This is a genomic window from Cumulibacter soli (genome assembly GCF_004382795.1).
Classification (GTDB): domain Bacteria; phylum Actinomycetota; class Actinomycetes; order Mycobacteriales; family Antricoccaceae; genus Cumulibacter; species Cumulibacter soli.
In genome coordinates this window covers 392,575-408,495 of the sequence record NZ_SMSG01000001.1, presented here as the reverse complement: position 1 = coordinate 408,495, position 15,921 = coordinate 392,575, and the positions used below count along the sequence as shown (strand labels likewise).

Annotated in this window: 14 protein-coding genes and 4 tRNA genes; 6 read left to right on the top strand and 12 right to left on the bottom strand. The window is 63.4% G+C overall.

The features are described 5' to 3' along the window. Positions 1-212 precede the first annotated feature (212 nt). From E1H16_RS02030 to E1H16_RS02020, 3 genes are read left to right on the top strand one after another with little or no spacing between them, the layout of a single operon-like run. Positions 213-614, top strand: a complete 402-nt coding sequence (locus tag E1H16_RS02030) for a PaaI family thioesterase (protein WP_166741584.1) — start codon at positions 213-215, stop codon at positions 612-614. Positions 615-672: 58 nt separating this feature from the next. After that, positions 673-1,305, top strand: a complete 633-nt coding sequence (locus tag E1H16_RS02025) for a winged helix-turn-helix transcriptional regulator (protein WP_134322004.1) — start codon at positions 673-675, stop codon at positions 1,303-1,305. Positions 1,306-1,360: 55 nt separating this feature from the next. Beyond that, positions 1,361-2,767: an MFS transporter gene (locus E1H16_RS02020; RefSeq protein WP_134322003.1), complete on the top strand. Its 1,407-nt coding sequence runs from the start codon at positions 1,361-1,363 to the stop codon at positions 2,765-2,767. Positions 2,768-2,802: 35 nt separating this feature from the next. Here E1H16_RS02020 and E1H16_RS02015 read toward each other — a convergent pair whose 3' ends face one another. Further along, complete coding sequence (locus E1H16_RS02015; RefSeq protein ID WP_134322002.1) at positions 2,803-3,771, bottom strand: helix-turn-helix transcriptional regulator; 969 nt, start codon at positions 3,769-3,771, stop codon at positions 2,803-2,805. 62 nt (positions 3,772-3,833) lie between these two features. Between E1H16_RS02015 and E1H16_RS02010 the strand changes: the two genes are divergently transcribed. Continuing rightward, a complete protein-coding gene (locus E1H16_RS02010) occupies positions 3,834-4,730 on the top strand; it encodes an ATP-binding cassette domain-containing protein (protein ID WP_243837571.1) in 897 nt (298 codons plus the stop codon). A gap of 22 nt (positions 4,731-4,752) precedes the next feature. After that, entirely contained in the window at positions 4,753-5,571 is an 819-nt protein-coding gene (locus E1H16_RS02005; RefSeq protein WP_134322001.1) for an ABC transporter permease, read from the top strand. Positions 5,572-5,760: 189 nt separating this feature from the next. Here E1H16_RS02005 and E1H16_RS02000 read toward each other — a convergent pair whose 3' ends face one another. From E1H16_RS02000 to E1H16_RS01965, 8 genes are all read right to left on the bottom strand, one after another. Next, positions 5,761-6,906, bottom strand: coding sequence for an epoxide hydrolase family protein (locus E1H16_RS02000; RefSeq protein ID WP_134322000.1), 1,146 nt, complete (start codon positions 6,904-6,906; stop codon positions 5,761-5,763). Positions 6,907-7,090: 184 nt separating this feature from the next. Next, a tRNA-Phe gene (locus E1H16_RS01995) sits at positions 7,091-7,164 on the bottom strand. Between the two features lie 36 nt (positions 7,165-7,200). Beyond that, a tRNA-Asp gene (locus E1H16_RS01990) sits at positions 7,201-7,274 on the bottom strand. A gap of 38 nt (positions 7,275-7,312) precedes the next feature. Next, positions 7,313-7,385, bottom strand: a tRNA-Glu gene (locus E1H16_RS01985). A gap of 119 nt (positions 7,386-7,504) precedes the next feature. Next, on the bottom strand, positions 7,505-9,295 hold the full coding sequence (locus tag E1H16_RS01980) for a metallophosphoesterase (RefSeq protein WP_134321999.1): 1,791 nt from the start codon (positions 9,293-9,295) through the stop codon (positions 7,505-7,507). 73 nt (positions 9,296-9,368) lie between these two features. Then, the gene (locus E1H16_RS01975; protein ID WP_134321998.1) at positions 9,369-9,791 is read right to left on the bottom strand and encodes a hypothetical protein; all 423 of its coding nucleotides are present in this window, start codon (positions 9,789-9,791) and stop codon (positions 9,369-9,371) included. Then, entirely contained in the window at positions 9,788-11,320 is a 1,533-nt protein-coding gene (locus E1H16_RS01970) for a sodium:solute symporter family protein (RefSeq protein ID WP_166741583.1), read from the bottom strand. Before E1H16_RS01970 ends, E1H16_RS01975 begins: the two co-directional genes overlap by 4 nt. Positions 11,321-11,519: 199 nt before the next feature. Continuing rightward, a complete protein-coding gene (locus tag E1H16_RS01965; RefSeq protein ID WP_243837569.1) occupies positions 11,520-12,659 on the bottom strand; it encodes a CaiB/BaiF CoA transferase family protein in 1,140 nt (379 codons plus the stop codon). Positions 12,660-12,869: 210 nt separating this feature from the next. On the opposite strand from E1H16_RS01965, the gene E1H16_RS01960 reads away from it, so the two are divergent. Continuing rightward, on the top strand, positions 12,870-14,507 hold the full coding sequence (locus tag E1H16_RS01960; protein ID WP_134321995.1) for an AMP-binding protein: 1,638 nt from the start codon (positions 12,870-12,872) through the stop codon (positions 14,505-14,507). Positions 14,508-14,572: 65 nt separating this feature from the next. Here the strand turns inward: E1H16_RS01960 and E1H16_RS01955 are convergent, their stop codons facing one another. The 3 genes from E1H16_RS01955 to E1H16_RS01945 all read right to left on the bottom strand — a co-directional run bounded on the left by E1H16_RS01955 (position 14,573) and on the right by E1H16_RS01945 (position 15,881). Then, on the bottom strand, positions 14,573-14,974 hold the full coding sequence (locus E1H16_RS01955) for a DUF4259 domain-containing protein (RefSeq protein ID WP_134321994.1): 402 nt from the start codon (positions 14,972-14,974) through the stop codon (positions 14,573-14,575). A gap of 192 nt (positions 14,975-15,166) precedes the next feature. Then, complete coding sequence (locus E1H16_RS01950; RefSeq protein WP_134321993.1) at positions 15,167-15,757, bottom strand: DUF4303 domain-containing protein; 591 nt, start codon at positions 15,755-15,757, stop codon at positions 15,167-15,169. Between the two features lie 48 nt (positions 15,758-15,805). Continuing rightward, positions 15,806-15,881: transfer RNA gene (locus tag E1H16_RS01945), tRNA-Lys, on the bottom strand. Between the last annotated feature and the right edge of the window lie 40 nt (positions 15,882-15,921).

Sequence of the window (15,921 nt, the reverse complement as noted above, 5' to 3'; positions counted from 1 at the left end):
ATCGGCCATGCGTCGCACCCACAGCGATGCATGCCCGATTTTGCTGCGAGATTTGCAGCATTCGCGCGAAGTTGGTCCGCGCCGACGGCCAGTGCGATGAATGGTGCGTGTCAGCCGGCGCGGACCCGTGCCCGAGCGCGCAGGGAACTGCTCGGTAGGGTGACCAAGCGCGAGTCGCTGGCTCACGCACCTGTTGCGATGAAGGGATGAGGATGTCCACCACGATTCGACGCGGACTGCGCCGGTTGATCGGACTCACGGTTGACGATGAGCAGCCGGGCTTCGCCACCTCACGGATGACAGTGACCGAGGATCACTTAAATGGTGGCGGCATCCTGCACGGCGGCGCGATCGCGACAATGTGCGATAGCGCAATGGGTCACGCCGTCGGCTCGGTCGTGGCTGCAGACGGCCAAGGCGCCGCCACCGCGACCTTGAACCTGACCTTCTTGAACCGTGCCGAACTCGGCGACGAACTGATCGCGAACGCGCGTGTGCAGAAACGCGGCAAGCGCATCGTGATCGTGCGCGCGACGGTCCTGCGGCCCAGCGACGGTACCGAGATCGCCGAGGGCATCGCGACCTTCGGTACGTTTGATCGCCGCAAGCGATAGTCGAAGTAGCGCGGCGCGTCGTAGTGTGGGCCTCCAGCGAGAAGGCCGTGGAGGACTAATGCGTGAGCGCGCGGTTGCTAAACGCAGTTATGGGCAATATTGCCCGGTTGCGGCCGGCCTCGATCTGATCGGTGACCGGTGGGTGCTGCTGATCTGTCGGGAGTTGGTCGGGGGACCGCGCGGCTTCAACGAACTGAAGCGGGCCCTGCCGGGGCTGGCGTCGAACCTGTTGTCTACCCGCATGCGCACGATGGTTGCCGACGGATTGGTCGCTCGAGACGAAGGCGGTTACCGGCTCACTCAAGAAGGTCGGGCGGTCATCCCGGTCTTGCGGGCGATTGCCCGCTTCGGCGTGCGGGGGCTGTCGAGTGAGCCCACGGAGCCGGTCAATGCGTATCGGTCCACGCGTGCTTTCCTACTGCCGTGGGCGATGAGCGACAAGTTGCCGCCACTGGTGATTGTGCATGCCGCCGACGGGTCGAGGGCTGATCTGGTCGTTGAGAACGGCGTAGCCGGTGTGCGCGAGCACGCGGACAGCTCAAGTTCGGACGTCGTACACCTGCACGTCGACGCGGGCAACCTCGCTTCCGTACGCCGAGGGGAATCTACGTTCACTGGCCATGTCGAGGGTCCCGGCGCCGCCGCCGCTGCGGTATTGGCCGCACTGCTGCTGACACCTCCCGAGGCATAGTGTAAAAATTAAACCACCGAGTGGATGTCGCTCGTGATCCCACTCGGAGGTGCATGTGCCGTCGTCCAAGCCGGGCCTCGTTCTGCTCTCGACCGGCATGTCGGTGTTCGCCGTATTCCTGGACACGTCGATCCTGTACGTGGCCTTTCCGTCGATCAGTGCGGCGTTCCCCGATTCCACCGCATCAGGGCTGGCCTGGGTGCTGAACGCCTACACCGTCGTTTTCGCGGCCGTGCTCATCCCGGCCGGCCGGATTGCCGATCGTATCGGGCGTCGGCGGATGTTCCTCGGTGCCGTCATCGCGTTTACCGCCGCCTCGGTCCTCTGCGGAGTCGCGCCATCGGTCGAACTGCTCGTCGTCGGCCGCGTGCTGCAAGCTCTTGGTGCCGCCGCCATGGTGCCCTCGTCGCTGGCGCTCGTCCTGCAGACGTTCCCCGCTCCCGAGCAGCCGCGCGCAATCGCGATTTGGGGCGCCATTGGCGGAGTGGCGGGCGCCGCAGGCCCAACGCTGGGCTCGATCGTGATTCAGACGCTTGGCTGGCCCTGGGTGTTCTTCATCAATGTGCCGGTCGGGATCGCGAGCTACCTCCTTGGCCGGCGGGTGCTGCCTGAGGGGCGCGAATCTGTGCGCGGGCGAATACCGGACCCGTGGAGCATCGCGTTGGTGATCGCCGCGGTATCGGCGCTGTCGTACGGAGTCGTTCAGACCGAACGAGTCGGCTGGCTCAGTGGCGTGCTCGGGTTGTCGGTCGGCGTCGCGGTGGTGCTTGGTGCAGTCTTCGTCTGGCGATCGAGCCGGATCGACAACGCGGTGCTCGATCTGGAACTGCTCTCCTCCGCCGGCTTCCGGTGGGCAAACCTGGCTACGTGCGTGTACTCGGCGGGATTTGGCGTCGTGTTCCTGTGCAATGTCTTGTTCACGACCGAGATCTGGGATTACTCCGTCATCCAAGCGGGATTCGCGATCGCTATCGGCCCCGCGATCGTGGCGGTCCTCGCGCCGAGATTCGGCAAGCTCGCGGGTCGGGTTGGGCAGCGCCGCATACTGATCCCCGGAGGGCTGGTGTGGGCGAGCGCGCCGGCGTACTTCATCCTGATGGCGACCGAACATCCGCAGTATCTCGCGCATTACCTTCCTGCGCAGGTGCTCGGCGCGATCGGCGTAGCAATGGTGATGCCGCAATTGAACTCCGCCGCGGTACGAGACCTACCGCAGGATCAACTCGGGCAGGGCGCCGCGGCCAGCCAGGCCGCACGCAATATCGGCACCACGATTGGTGTATCCGTCGCGATCGCCATGGTCGCCGCGACCGGTGGTATCGCCGGATTCCATCATGCGTGGACATTCGCGATCGGCACCGGGTTAGTCGTCACGTTGCTGGCGTTCCTGCTGCCGCGTCACACGCGGCAGGTCGAACCTGCGGTGGAGTCGCCAACGATATTGACGGACGACCGTAGGTAACTCCACCGCAGATCCGGTGACCGAATTTGATTCGGCTAACCGGTCGCCGTGAACCGCTCGCCTACCCGCTGCAGGAGATCGGCAAGTTCGCGTGGCTGCTCGACGATGAAGTCGGTGTCGAGCTCGGTCAGTAGCCACACGACCGAGGTCAGATCGTCTGTGGCCATGGTGATCCGGCAAGCCGGCCCGCCCTCGGCGCCAGGAAACGTCGCGGGATCCACGCGGCCCCAACCCAGGATGGCGTGCGCGACATCCACCGCACGATCGCGAACCAGGATGTGCACCTCGTGGCGGCGTGGGCGCCGCGCTGCATTTTGACGTACGAACGCGACGGGATCGAGCCCGTCGGGTAATGCTCGCGGCGGCACCCGCGTGCGCGCCGACTGCACGTCGCTGATCCTATCGACGCGAAAGGTTCGCCAGTCGTGACGATCGAGATCGAAGGCGAGGAAGTACCAGCGAGTGTTCAGTGACAGTACCGAGTGCGGCTCAACGTGGCGATGGGCCAGGTCGGACTCAGATTGTGCCGAATACGTGAACCGCACTCGCTCGTGGTCGCGGCAGACCTGAGCCAGGCGGGTGAGTACGACGGCGTCGAGGGCGGGTCCGCGCCCAGGCTGCACCGTCATCGACGCCACGGCTTCGGCGCGTCGGCGGAGGCCCGGCGGCATCACTGACATCACCTTGGTCAAGGCGCGCAGCGCACCGTCCTCGATGCCGCGGACCGATCCGCCGGCCGCCGCGCGGAGACCGAGCGCAATCGCCACCGCTTCGTCGTCCTCCAGCAGTAGGGGAGGTAATGCGGCGCCGGCCAGCAGTTGATATCCGCCTCGGTGACCGCGCGTGGCGTCGACCGGATATCCGAGTTCGCGCAGGCGTTCGACGTCGCGGCGCAGCGTCCGTTCGGAGACCTCGAGTCGGTCGGCGAGCTCCATGCCGGGCCAATAGCGATGCGTCTGGAGCAGCGAGAGCAATCTGAGCATGCGTGAACTGGTGCTAGCCATGTTTCTTAATCTAATTTCGTTTCCGGTCAAAAAGTGACCGGAAACCCGGAGATCGTTGAGTCATGACCGATTCGATGATCTGCACCAGTGACCTCACCAAGACGTACTCAAGCCGCAGCGGCGATGTGTGCGCCGTACGCGACCTCGACCTGGATATTGCCGACGGCGAACTCGTCGCGCTGCTGGGCCCCAACGGCGCGGGAAAGTCGACCACGCTGCGCATGCTGACCACGCTCCTGCCGCCGAGCAGCGGAACGGCGTACGTCGCGGGCCACGACGTACGCCGCGATCCGTCCGAGGTACGCCGCAACATCGGCTACGTCGGCCAGGGAAACGGCGCGGCTCATATCCAGCGCGGACGCGATGAACTACTCGGCCAGGGCCGCGCGTACGGAATGTCACGAGCCGATACCAGGCGGCGGGCCGAGTTGTTGATCGATGGGCTCGACCTGTCCTCGTTTGTCGATCGCAAAGCGCAAGAGATGTCCGGCGGACAACGACGCAGACTCGACATCGCGCTCGGCATGATCCATGCCCCGCGCCTGCTATTTCTGGACGAACCGTCGACCGGGCTTGACCCGCAGAACCGTGCGAACCTGCAGGAGCAGATCTCGCTGCTGCACGAGGCGCATCAGACCACGATTGTGCTGACCACCCACTACCTCGATGAAGCGGACGCTCTCGCTCAGCGGGTTGTGGTCATCGATCAAGGAGTCGTCATCGCTGACGACAAACCGGACGTGCTCAAACGCCGCATCGGCGATTCGGTCGCCTTGCGCTTTGCCGACGGACGCACCCTGACCGAGCGCCACCCGAATGGGGGAGAGTACGCCGCCAAGACCGTGGCCGAAGCAGTACACACGAGCAACCCCGCGGTCTCGGTGAAAGTCGTTCCTGCCTCCCTGGACGACGTATTTCTCGACCTGACCGGCCGAAGCCTACGCGAAGACGCCGCCTAACCTCAGTTTGGAGATTCCCGATATGACTGCCATTTCAACCCCCACCCACGACAACGCGACACTGCGTGAGCGGGTCGAGCTAACCCGCACCACTTGGCTCGCGGACGTCTGGACCGTGTTCTCACGGGAGATCAGACCGCTGCTCAATGACCCGTTCCAAGTCGTGTTCGCGGTGGTGCAGCCGCTGTTCTTTCTGGCGTTGTTCGCGCCGCTGCTACCCGATTCCATAACCGGTGACGGCGGGTCGGCCCTGCAATGGTTCGTGCCCGGAATCGTCGCGATGTCGTGTCTGATGGGTTCGTCGATGGTCGGATCGAACCTGCTATTGGAGACGCAAACCGGATCCCACGAGCGGATGATCGTCACACCACTTCGCCGGTCTGCGTTACTGACCGGACGCGCGTTGAAAGAAATCCTGCCGATGATTGCGCAGGCGGCGATCATCGTCGCCGTCGCCACTCCGTTCTCGTTTGAACTGCATCTGGCGGGCGTGTTGGTCGGTGTGCTCCTGATGGCGATCTTCGCTGTCGGTGTGTCGGCTCTCTCGTACTCGCTGGCGCTCGCGTCGATCGGTCGCGACTGGATGTTTTGGGTTGTACAGCAGACATTCCTGTTTCCTGTGCTGCTGCTGGCGGGGATGCTCTTGCCGATCGACGGCGCACCTGGCTGGTTGCAGGTGCTTTCGAGCATTAACCCGTTGACGTATGTCGTCGAGGCCGAGCGGGCGCTATTCGCCGGCCAGTGGCCGGCAGGCGAACTCCTGGCCGGACTGGTCGCGGCGAGCGCCGTCGCGGTGGTCGGCCTGGTCGTCGGAGTGCGGGCCATGCGCAAGGCGCGCTAGCAGGATCCGCGGGGTAGTGAGTAACGCTCATCACTCGGGATCGTTACTCACTGCCCCGCAGGTTGGTGAAAGTTAGCGACGCCGATATATAGCTCACGGGCGATGGCGGTCCTGCCCATCGGGGTACTGGTCATCCGACGGCGCGATGTGTAGCCGCGTATCCAGCCCGGAGCAGGCAACGCGCCGGGCTCAGCGCACGAGGCGGAAGAACCCGCGTATCTGGTCGACGAAGAGCTCCGGTTGTTCCCAAGCTGCGAAGTGACCACCGCGAGGTAGATCCTCGTACCAGCGCAGGTCGGTGAAGCGGCGTTCGGCCCAGCGACGCGACGGACGCCAGATTTCGCCGGGGAAGTTGGAGATTCCACTCGGCACGGTGATGTTCGCCTTCGGCGCGTCACCGAAGCTTTCCCAATACAGCCGCGCCGATGACGTCGCGGTCTGGGTGAACCAGTAGAGGGAGATGTCGTCGAGCATCTGCTCACGGCTCAGCGCCGAGTCGGGCGTGCCATTGTGATCGCACCAGGCCCAGAACTTCTCCGCGATCCACGCCGCCTGCCCGACCGGAGAATCATTCAGCCCATACCCGAGCGTCTGCGGCCGGGAGGATTGCTGGGTGGAATACCCGATGCCGGTACGCCGGTGCTCCTCCATCGCCGCCAGGGCGCGCTGTTCGTCGGCGGTGAGGTCGTCGAGCGTCGTACGGTCCGGCCCGACGTTCACCATGTTGACGTGGATGCCGGCGAGGTGCTCGGGATGGGCCTGGGCAAGCGTGGTGGTGATCATGGAGCCCCAATCACCGCCCTGTGCGCCGTACCGGACGTATCCCAAACCAAGCATGAGTTCGTCCCATGCGTCGGCGATCCGCGATACGCCCCACCCCGGACGGGTCGGTTTGGCGCTCCAGCCATAGCCCGGCAGCGAGGGAGCCACCACGTGGAACGCGTCGGAAGGATCACCACCGTGCGCAGCGGGATCAGTCAGCGGGCCGAGGACGTCGAAGAACTCGACCACCGACCCGGGCCAACCGTGCGTCAGCACCAGCGGAAATGCATCCGGTTCGGGTGATCGCGCGTGCAGGAAATGGATCTCGAGGGGTTCGCTTCCGCCGCCGGCCAGCGTCGTACGAAAGTTGGGAAAGCGTCTCACTCGTTCGGCGAGTCCGAAGTCGTAGTCGTTCGCCCAGTACGCGCACAGATCTTGCAGGTAGGCCAACGGCATACCTTGTGACCAGTCGTCGACCGTCTCCTGCGTCGCCCACCGAGTGGCACTCAGCCGCCGTCGAAGATCCTCGATGGCCGCGGAATCGATAGTGGGCGCGAAGGGCGTGATGTCCATGCATCGATGCTAACGCCGAGTTATCAGCGCGGCGGTCGGCCTGGTCGCCGGGATCCGGGCTACGCGCAAGGGGCCGTTACAGGATCCGCGGGGGAGTGAGTAACGCTAACCGCTCGGGAGGTTATTCACTACCCCGCAGGTTGGTGAGGACGAAAAAAGGGCCCGCGAAGGCCCCTTTCTGCTGTGGCCAGGGGCGGGGTCGAACCGCCGACCTTCCGATTTTCAGTCGGACGCTCGTACCAACTGAGCTACCTGGCCTTGCTGCGATGTACTGCTTGTCGCTCGACGTATGAGCGACCCTGACGGGACTCGAACCCGCGACCTCCGCCGTGACAGGGCGGCGCGCTAACCAACTGCGCCACAGGGCCTTGCTATTCAAATATGCGAAGCACCCTAGAGTACCTCGTGACCCCAACGGGGTTCGAACCCGTGTTGCTGCCGTGAAAGGGCAGAGTCCTGGACCGCTAGACGATGGGGCCTCACCCGCCGGACGACCTTTGACAAACTCTCGTCTGTTTCCCGTCGTTTGGGGCTAGAGAAGCATAAAGGATGAACGATGTCCGGCGCCAGCCAGGGTGCGCAGCGTCACGATGCGTGACTATTCGCCGGGGTTCTGCGGTGCTCCGGTCGTGGTGGGAGAGCTCGGCGAGCCGGTATCGGAATTCGGTTCCGTCCCTTCGTCCGACGGGTTGCTGGCGCTGCCCGAGCTGGACTCGTTCGAGGCGCTCTCGGCGCTGTCTGAGGCGCTTTGCTCGCTCTCCTCGATGCTGGTGGCTTCCTCTTCGGCCTCGTTGATCGCTTCGGGAGCGAGCATGCGCTCGATGGACACGTCGGATTCTCCGAGCCCGCCAACGGTGATGTTGTCCCAGGCGCGCAATGCGTGCGTGTTCGCATCGAAGTACAGGATGCTGGCTTCCAGCGGCGTTGGTTCTTCGTTCTCTAGACCTCGCAGTCCTGCGCCGCCGGTGGAGCCCTGCACGAGCAGTAATGTGTCGCTGTCGAGAGCCTCGGAGGATCGCGTGTGCTTGTGCCCGGACAGAATCAGTGGGGTCGAATCCGCTAGGAACTCTGCGCCCGCCGGGTCGTGGAAGAGGACGACGTCGGGCATTTCGGGTAGATCCTGCAAGTAGCCGTCGAAGTCCTTCGCCGACTTCTCGATGGCCTCCTGCAATGACGCGTTGTTGTACGTGAGGCGGTCGGGGCTAAACCGGGCATCCCCGACGCCAGCAATCGTGATGCCTTCCAGTTCGACCGTCGATTCGTCAAGCACGATCACGTTGTCGAACTCGCCGACCTGCTGCTGCGTGACCAGCGAGTCGTGGTTTCCGCGGATGTAGACGTACGGGACGTCCATGTCGCCGATCGCGGAGAAGGTCGCTGCCTCATGGGTGGTACCCCAGTCCACGAGGTCGCCAGTATCGATCACGAAGTCGACGTCGAACTGCTCAGCGAGTTGCGCGGCGAGGTCGAAGCCTTCGGGGTTCATATGGATATCGGAGATGTGCAGCACCTTGATGGTGTCGGCGCTTTCCGGATCCGCGGGGAGGGTGGACACCGTCGTATACAGCTTCGACACGTTGGCCACCATCTTGACCAGTGACTGGCGGTAATCGGCAAACTTTTGACCAAGGTCCTCAACGTTGCCGAAGATCGTGGAGGCCTGACTGAGCAAGCCCGTGTACTTCGGCTGCTGCAGCGCTTGCGCGTTGAACGTCAGGAAGCCAGTGGCGGCGGTAGCGAGCAGCAGGACGACGGACATGCCCGCGGCGATCAGGCCGTCCTGCCAGCGGCGGAACAGCAACACGCTGAACACGATTCCGCCGACGAGCGCCCAGATCGTGGTCGTGATGCCCAGCGTGATCAGGGCAGATTTCAGGTCGCTTTCCAGCGTTGCGGCCAGTTGCTGCAGGTCTTCGGTGCTCTGCGCCTCGTTGATGAACTGGATGGCCTCCTGCTGATCGACCTGCAACATGGTCATTTCCAGCCGGATCGGCGCATCGAACGCTTCGATCTCGAGAGCGCCCAGCGGTGGGATACGCAGCGTCGTCTCGCCGGGGCCGACCAGCAGATCGGCGCTCACCTTGATGGGCCCGATATCGGCGGTCGTATGTCCGCCGATCAACACGCCGAGGACGACGCCGGCAATCGCGACGATTACCCGTAGGAAGATCCGAAATGCGAGGGTTCCACGACGGCGCCAGACCGCCTTCTCGTCTTCGCTCGCGTCGGTTTCGGCAGTGTCACCATCGGTCTCATTAGCGTCGCCGTCGCTCTCGGCCGCCGCACCGTTGCTCTGGGCATCCGACACCTCGGCGGCACGCTGAGTGTCGTCGGCTGGCTCCGGGGTGGGGCCGGTCGGCGTGGTCTGTTCGTCGTCGCTGTCGGGCACTGCCGCACCATATATCCGCTTGCGCCCTGTGGGTAACCCGATCGGCGCGCAGTGTCACGCAAACGCAACGCGACTACCGGTCGGCCACTTGGTCACCGGCGTGTTGCACTGCGACCAGATGCTTCGAGCAGAAGGCGTACAGCAGGCCGGTGACGACGGTGTAGAACGGCCACGCGATCACCACGAGCACACCGGTGCTGGTTGGGAGCCCCGCGATGGTGATCTGTTCGCTGTCGATAGCCACCAGCGCGACGATCCACAGCGCGAGCGAGATGAGGTGAAAGATGCCCTGCGTCACGAAAACTGACCGCACGGGCCAACGATTCCCGGGGCGCAGCACGGCAAGCAACATCAGCAGCGCGACCATCAGCGGGACCGGAATGATGATCAGTGCCGCGCTGTTGATCATCATCCCAACCATGGAGAGCAGCATGAGCGTGGTGAACGAAACGACCAGACGATCTATGCGCCCTTGCCCTTCAGCAGGATGAGTCATCGTGAACTCCCTTCTGTAGCGTCCACGCTGTGTGTCGGGATGCGCTGTGCGCGGACCGCTTCATCGTCAGTGAAGTAGAGATCGTCGAAGCGCTCGCGGTCCCGCTCGGAACTGGTGACGAACGAGGTCACGACGTACACGGTGAGCGCGAGAGCGATGACCAGTGGGCCGGCAAAGAACTCTGGTGGCGGCGTCCAGAATCCCTGGGAAGTGAGGATCGTCAGCAGGATGTTCAGCGCCAGTCCCACCACGATCGACAGGGTCGCGGCCGTTCCGGTGCCGCGTCGCCAGTAGATACCGAACACGACGGGTCCGAAGATAGCGGCTGCGAACGCTGCCCATCCGATTGCGCCGAGCAGATAGATGATTTGGTCGAGATAGAGGCTGATCAGGACCGAAGCCAGCACGACAGCCACGCTCGCGACCCGGTTCCAGGTGAGCTCGCGTGTCAGCGTTCCCTTGAACGCGCCGACGAGGTCCCGGGTCAGCGCCGATGCGCCGATGGTGATGAAACTCGACGCGCTCGACATGATGGCTGCGAGCAGCGCGACGAGCGCGAGCCCTGCGATCACCGGTGAGGTGAACTCCGACAGGAAGCTGGTCGCGGTGTCATCCAGTACATCGGGTTGGGTTGCGCGCCCTTCGATGATCGCCGACCGCATCGCAAGTCCGACGCCGAGGGAAAATAGGGTCGTCGTCGCGTAACCAATGGCCGCAACCGTGGCGCCCCATTTGAGTTCCTTGGGGGACTTCAGCATCAGGAACTTGTGAATCAACTGCGGCTGAGCCACGATTCCGAAACACAGCAGGATGCAGTTCGCGACGATCCACACGGCTGGCTGCACGCCTTCGAGCGCGGTGAACTTCATGCTCTCGCCGGAGAGAGTCTCCAGAACGTTGCTCCAACCACCGCCGGAGGAAATCGCGATGAAGAAGATGACGATTGACATCGCGATCATGACTAGGCCCTGCAGGAGGTCTGTCCAGATCGCTGCGAGCATGCCGCCGGCGACGGTATATGCGGCGACGATCAGGGCGCCGATCCAGGTGGCGGTTCCCAATGGGATGCCGAGCAGCAGGCTGGTGATGACGCCGGCGGCGACGGTTTGTGCAGTCATGTAACCGATCGCGCCCAAGATCATCGCGATGGACATCCATACGTGCGCCGAACGGCTGTTGTATCGCACGCGAATGATATCCGGGATGCTGTACACCTTGTGTTTCTCGGATATCTGACGCAATCGTCCGCCCAGCAAGAACCAGGCGAGGGCGAATCCGAGCGGTACGACGGCGGCTGAGATCATCGCGCCGATGCCCCACGCAGACGTCGTGCCCGTTGAGCCGACCATGCCCCAGCCGCTCTGGATCGACGAGAACGATGCGATCGCCATCACGAAGAATCCCAGAGACTGCCCCGCGACCAAGAAATCCTTTGAGGACTTCATTCTGGTATTCGCCCAGAGCCCGATAGCAACCATGATTGCCAAGTAGACGATCGCGACGATCAGAATGACGGTCTGGGTGTCCAAGGTTGCCTCCGCACCTACCATTCGATTGGGACACAACCTGCCACCAACGGGGATTCAAAAGCAACCCCTCAGACCAAGAACTTCCCGCTACTGGTCGGTAGCAGCAGCGTCGGAGTTCTCATAAATATAAGGAAAGCGGGAGATCCGGATCGAATCCGAATCTCCCGCTCAGGTTTGTGAAACCTACGTCAGGCAGCGACTACCCGAGTGCGCCTGCTTCGCGAACCTTCGCGATGTCCTCGGCGGACAACCCCGCTGCAGCGAGGATCTCGTCGCTATTGTCGCCTGGCGCCGGCGGCGCCTTCGGTAGATCGTTCACCGTGCGGCTGAAGCGCGGCGCGCCAACCGGCTGGTTGATGCCGTTGATCTCGGTGAACACGCCACGTTCGGTGTTCGCCGGGTGCACGAACGCCTCCTCGGGCGAGAGGATCGGCGCCACGCAGGCGTCGGTGCCCATGAAGGTCTTTTCCCAGTGATCGCGGGGCTTCGAGGCAAAGATCGCGGCGAACTTCTCCTTTGTCTCGCCCCAGTGCGCGCGGTCCAGCTGCTGCGGTAGATCCGCAGCATCCAGCCCGAGGCCCTTGATCAGCAGGGCGTAGAACTGCGGCTCGATCGCGCCGACCGACATGTATCCGCCATCGGCAGTCTCGTACACCTGGTAGAACGGAGCGCCGCCGTCGAGCAGGTTCTCCCCGCGCGGTTCGTTCCAAGCACCCGCTCCGCGCATCCCGAAGATGAAGTTGGCGAGCTGGGCAGCGCCGTCCACCATCGCCGCGTCGACCGTCTGGCCTTTACCGGAGGTGGCACGCTCGACCAGAGCGGCGAGGATGCCGAGTGCCATCAGCATGCCGCCACCGCCGAAGTCGCCGATCAAGTTTGCCGGCGGCTGCGGCTTATCGCCCGCCTTGCCCAGCATGTGCAGTACGCCGGTCATCGCGATGTAGTTCATGTCGTGCCCAGCCATCTGCGACATCTGACCGGTCTGGCCCCAACCGGTCATTCGTGCGTAGACCAGGCGTGGATTGCGGGCCGCGAGGTCTTCCGGGCCAAGACCAAGGCGCTCGGTCACGCCGGGGCGGAAACCCTCGACGAAGACATCGGCCTGCTCGACTAGCTTCTTGAGAAGTTCGATGGCCTCGGGGTTCTTCAAGTCGAGGGTGATCGACTTGCGGTTGCGGCGCACCGGGTTGCCGGCGCCGGAATTAGCGCCTCCGGGGGCGGCCCCCGGTCGGTCAATGATCGTGACATCGGCGCCGAGATCCGCCAGGATCGTCGTGCCGTGCGGTGCGGGCGCGAGACTCGCGATCTCGATTACCTTGATTCCCTTGAGGGGTCCCACCCTGGCTCCTCTCCGGCGTACGCCGAATCGTGTATTGAACTGCCGAATAGTTTCTACTGCGAACATTAATGGTGATGCGTTCGCGGACCAACCGCGGCCACAAATAGGGGTGTGTCCTGCGCAACAATTGTCGCTAGGGTTATCGCATGTCGCCCGGCACCTCGGTGCCGCGGTGGCGTTGATACCCGTTCGCTGCATGTGGAGATGGACATGACCGCAGAGAGCTACCGCAAGGGCGGCACCGAGCCGGCCCTGTTGGACCTGACGATCGGCGAGATGCTGGAGCAGACGGCATCTCGGTATGGCGAACGCGATTCGATTGTGGAGTCTGCCAGCGGTAGGCGATGGACGTGGGCAGAGCTGAACTCTGACGCCGCGCGCGTCGCCACCGGCCTGTTGGACCTCGGTGTGCAGAAGGGTGATCGGGTAGGAATCTGGGCCCCGAACTGCGCGGAGTGGACCATCACCCAGTATGCGACGGCGAAGATCGGCGCGATCCTGGTCAATATCAATCCGGCGTACCGCTCCCACGAGTTGGCGTACGTGTTGAACCAGTCGGAGATATCGACGATCGTCTCTGCGGTTTCGTTCAAGACCAGCGAATACAAGCAGATGGTTAACGACGTCCGCTCGGAGACGCCGGGGTTGCAAAATCTGGTGTTCATCGGCGAGGAATCCTGGCAATCGTTGGTAGACACCGACGCGGACGAGGCACGGATCGGCGCTATTGCGGCGACCTTGAGCGCAAGCGAGCCGATCAACATCCAGTACACGTCCGGTACGACGGGCTTCCCGAAGGGCGCGACACTGTCGCATCGCAACATCCTGAACAACGGGTTCTTTATGACTGAAGTCCAGGAGTGGACTGAGCAGGATCGCGTGTGTCTGCCGGTGCCGTTCTATCACTGCTTCGGAATGGTGATGGGAAATCTCGGTGCGCTGACCCACGGGTCCTGCACCGTGATTCCCGCGCCCGGATTCGACCCCAAGCTCACTCTCGACGCGGTCGTCGCCGAGAAATGCACCGCGTTGTACGGCGTACCGACGATGTTCATCGCGATGCTGAACGAGCCCGACATCGGCTCGCGTGACCTGAGGACGCTGCGCACCGGGGTAATGGCCGGATCGTCGTGTCCGATCGAGGTGATGAAACGGACGATCAGCGAGATGCACATGGACGGCGTGACGATCTGTTACGGCATGACCGAGACGTCGCCGGTGTCGGCGCAGACCCGGATGGATGACTCGCTGGAGCGTCGTACCGAAACCGTGGGGCGGGTGCTTCCGCACATCGAGATCAAGGTGGTCGATCCGGCGACAGGACAGACCGTGCCGTACGGCGAGACCGGCGAGTACTGCACCAAGGGTTACTCGGTCATGCTCGGATACTGGAACGACGAAGAGAAGACTCGCGAGGCGGTCGTCGACGGGTGGATGCACACCGGCGATCTGGCGACGATGGACGCCGACGGGTACGTGAACATCGTCGGGCGACTGAAGGACATGGTGATCCGCGGCGGGGAGAACGTGTACCCGCGGGAGATCGAGGAGTTCCTTTACACGCACCCGGACATTGATGACGTGCAGATCGTTGGGGTGCCGGATCTGAAGTATGGCGAGGAACTATGCGCCTGGATCCAGATGAAGGCCGGCGCCGAGCCGTTGGATGCCGAGAACGTGCGCGAGTACTGCAGTGGCAAGTTGGCGCACTACAAGATTCCGCGGTACGTCATCATTGCCGACGAGTTCCCGATGACGGTGACGGGTAAGGTGCGCAAGGTTGACATGCGCCAGACGTCAATCGAGAGTCTGGGATTGCAGGAAGCAGCAGCCACCAAGACCGCGTAGTCCGCTGTGGCGGCGCGGATCCGCGTGGGGTTCGCGCCGCACGCGCGTTGGCGGCCGCTCGCTCGTTAGCGCAGGGCGCGCTGGATCTTGCCAATCTCGCCGCGGATCTTTTCCAGACGCCCGGACTCGATCCACAACTCGGCGAACTCACTACCTTCGCCCAGGATGCGAATGAGCATAGTGCGCGCGTCCGGAAGTAAGGCGCCGACGGAGTCGGTCGGGATCTTGGCAAGTGCGTCGAGAACATCCGGTGAGGAGAATTCGAGGCGGCCGAGTTTGGCGGCCAGTAGTGCCGCCGCGGCGTACGCCTCGGTGCCTTCTACCTCGTCGAGTTCATCGCCGCTCTCCGGAACCGAGAGAATGTCGGAGAGTAACTCGGCGACCGCATCGGGCTCCGAGTCGTTGATCTCGCCGACCAGGTCAAGGGCGTCATCGTTCTCGAATGGGCCCGTGCCCCATGCGCTCATGTAACTTATCCCCTCCAGGATCGTCTAGGTCGCTCCATCCTCGCAGGGACGGCGCCGTCTTGGCTACCGTGACCGCGAAATCACGGTGTCGATGCGGTGACAATCTGGAGTTCTGGCTACCTCAGGGGACATTTCGCAGGTTCTGGCGACGCCAAACAGTCCTTTGACCGATCGTGATGCGCACTTTTCAAGTCAACTGTCGGCGTTCTCCTGCCAGAACTCGCGTGCATCATGGACCAACTCGTCGCCACGGTGACCGTTGAGCGCATCAAACGCAGCGAGCGCTCGGGCGGCGCCGCCGTCGGTCTCGGTGAGGACCAGTATCGGATCTGCTCCGTGGCGCGCGAACGCCTGCCGCACAAGATCCGATCCCAAAGCTTCGACTAGGGCGCGACCCGAAGCGGCGATCCACCCGTTGCGCCAGCGCTGAAGGTCGCTATCCTCGTCCACCTTGGTCGTGGCTTGCGGATGTGTCGCCACCCAGTCGTCTAGTTCAGCTGACAATGTAGCCAAGGAATGGTTGGTGACCTCTAGTCCTGACTCGTCGGGCCACCATCGGTAATAGCTGGCGTCCTCGGCGTCCGCTTCCGGATCAAGGATCGCGGCGAGACGGGACTCAGTCTGCACAAGCAGTCCGGGGGCCGTGTTTCCATCGGCCACCGTGATAGCCGCGCCGTAGATACGTCCGGTCGTGACATCGGCCGGCAGAGTGCCTACTGCCGCGGCGATCGCGTCGACCCAGCGCCTGCCCCAGTCGTCCAGGAAGCGATCAATAGTGTCCATGGCGTCAGACGATACCGAGGCGCGATGCCGGCCCTAATTGCGATGCTTTGGTGCCCCCAGTCGGGCTCGAACCGACGACTCGCGGATTAAAAGTCCGCTGCTCTACCAACTGAGCTATAGGGGCGAGGACATGCTACCGCCCATCCTGACCGGAATGGTGGCCG

Coding starts and splice junctions, on each gene's coding strand:
- E1H16_RS02030 (WP_166741584.1), top strand. CDS start 213: ATGTCCACCACGATTCGACGCGGACTGCGCCGGTTGATCGGACTCACG.
- E1H16_RS02025 (WP_134322004.1), top strand. CDS start 673: ATGCGTGAGCGCGCGGTTGCTAAACGCAGTTATGGGCAATATTGCCCG.
- E1H16_RS02015 (WP_134322002.1), bottom strand. CDS start 3,771: ATGGCTAGCACCAGTTCACGCATGCTCAGATTGCTCTCGCTGCTCCAG.
- E1H16_RS02010 (WP_243837571.1), top strand. CDS start 3,834: ATGACCGATTCGATGATCTGCACCAGTGACCTCACCAAGACGTACTCA.
- E1H16_RS02005 (WP_134322001.1), top strand. CDS start 4,753: ATGACTGCCATTTCAACCCCCACCCACGACAACGCGACACTGCGTGAG.
- E1H16_RS02000 (WP_134322000.1), bottom strand. CDS start 6,906: ATGGACATCACGCCCTTCGCGCCCACTATCGATTCCGCGGCCATCGAG.
- E1H16_RS01975 (WP_134321998.1), bottom strand. CDS start 9,791: ATGACTCATCCTGCTGAAGGGCAAGGGCGCATAGATCGTCTGGTCGTT.
- E1H16_RS01960 (WP_134321995.1), top strand. CDS start 12,870: ATGACCGCAGAGAGCTACCGCAAGGGCGGCACCGAGCCGGCCCTGTTG.
- E1H16_RS01955 (WP_134321994.1), bottom strand. CDS start 14,974: ATGAGCGCATGGGGCACGGGCCCATTCGAGAACGATGACGCCCTTGAC.
- E1H16_RS01950 (WP_134321993.1), bottom strand. CDS start 15,757: ATGGACACTATTGATCGCTTCCTGGACGACTGGGGCAGGCGCTGGGTC.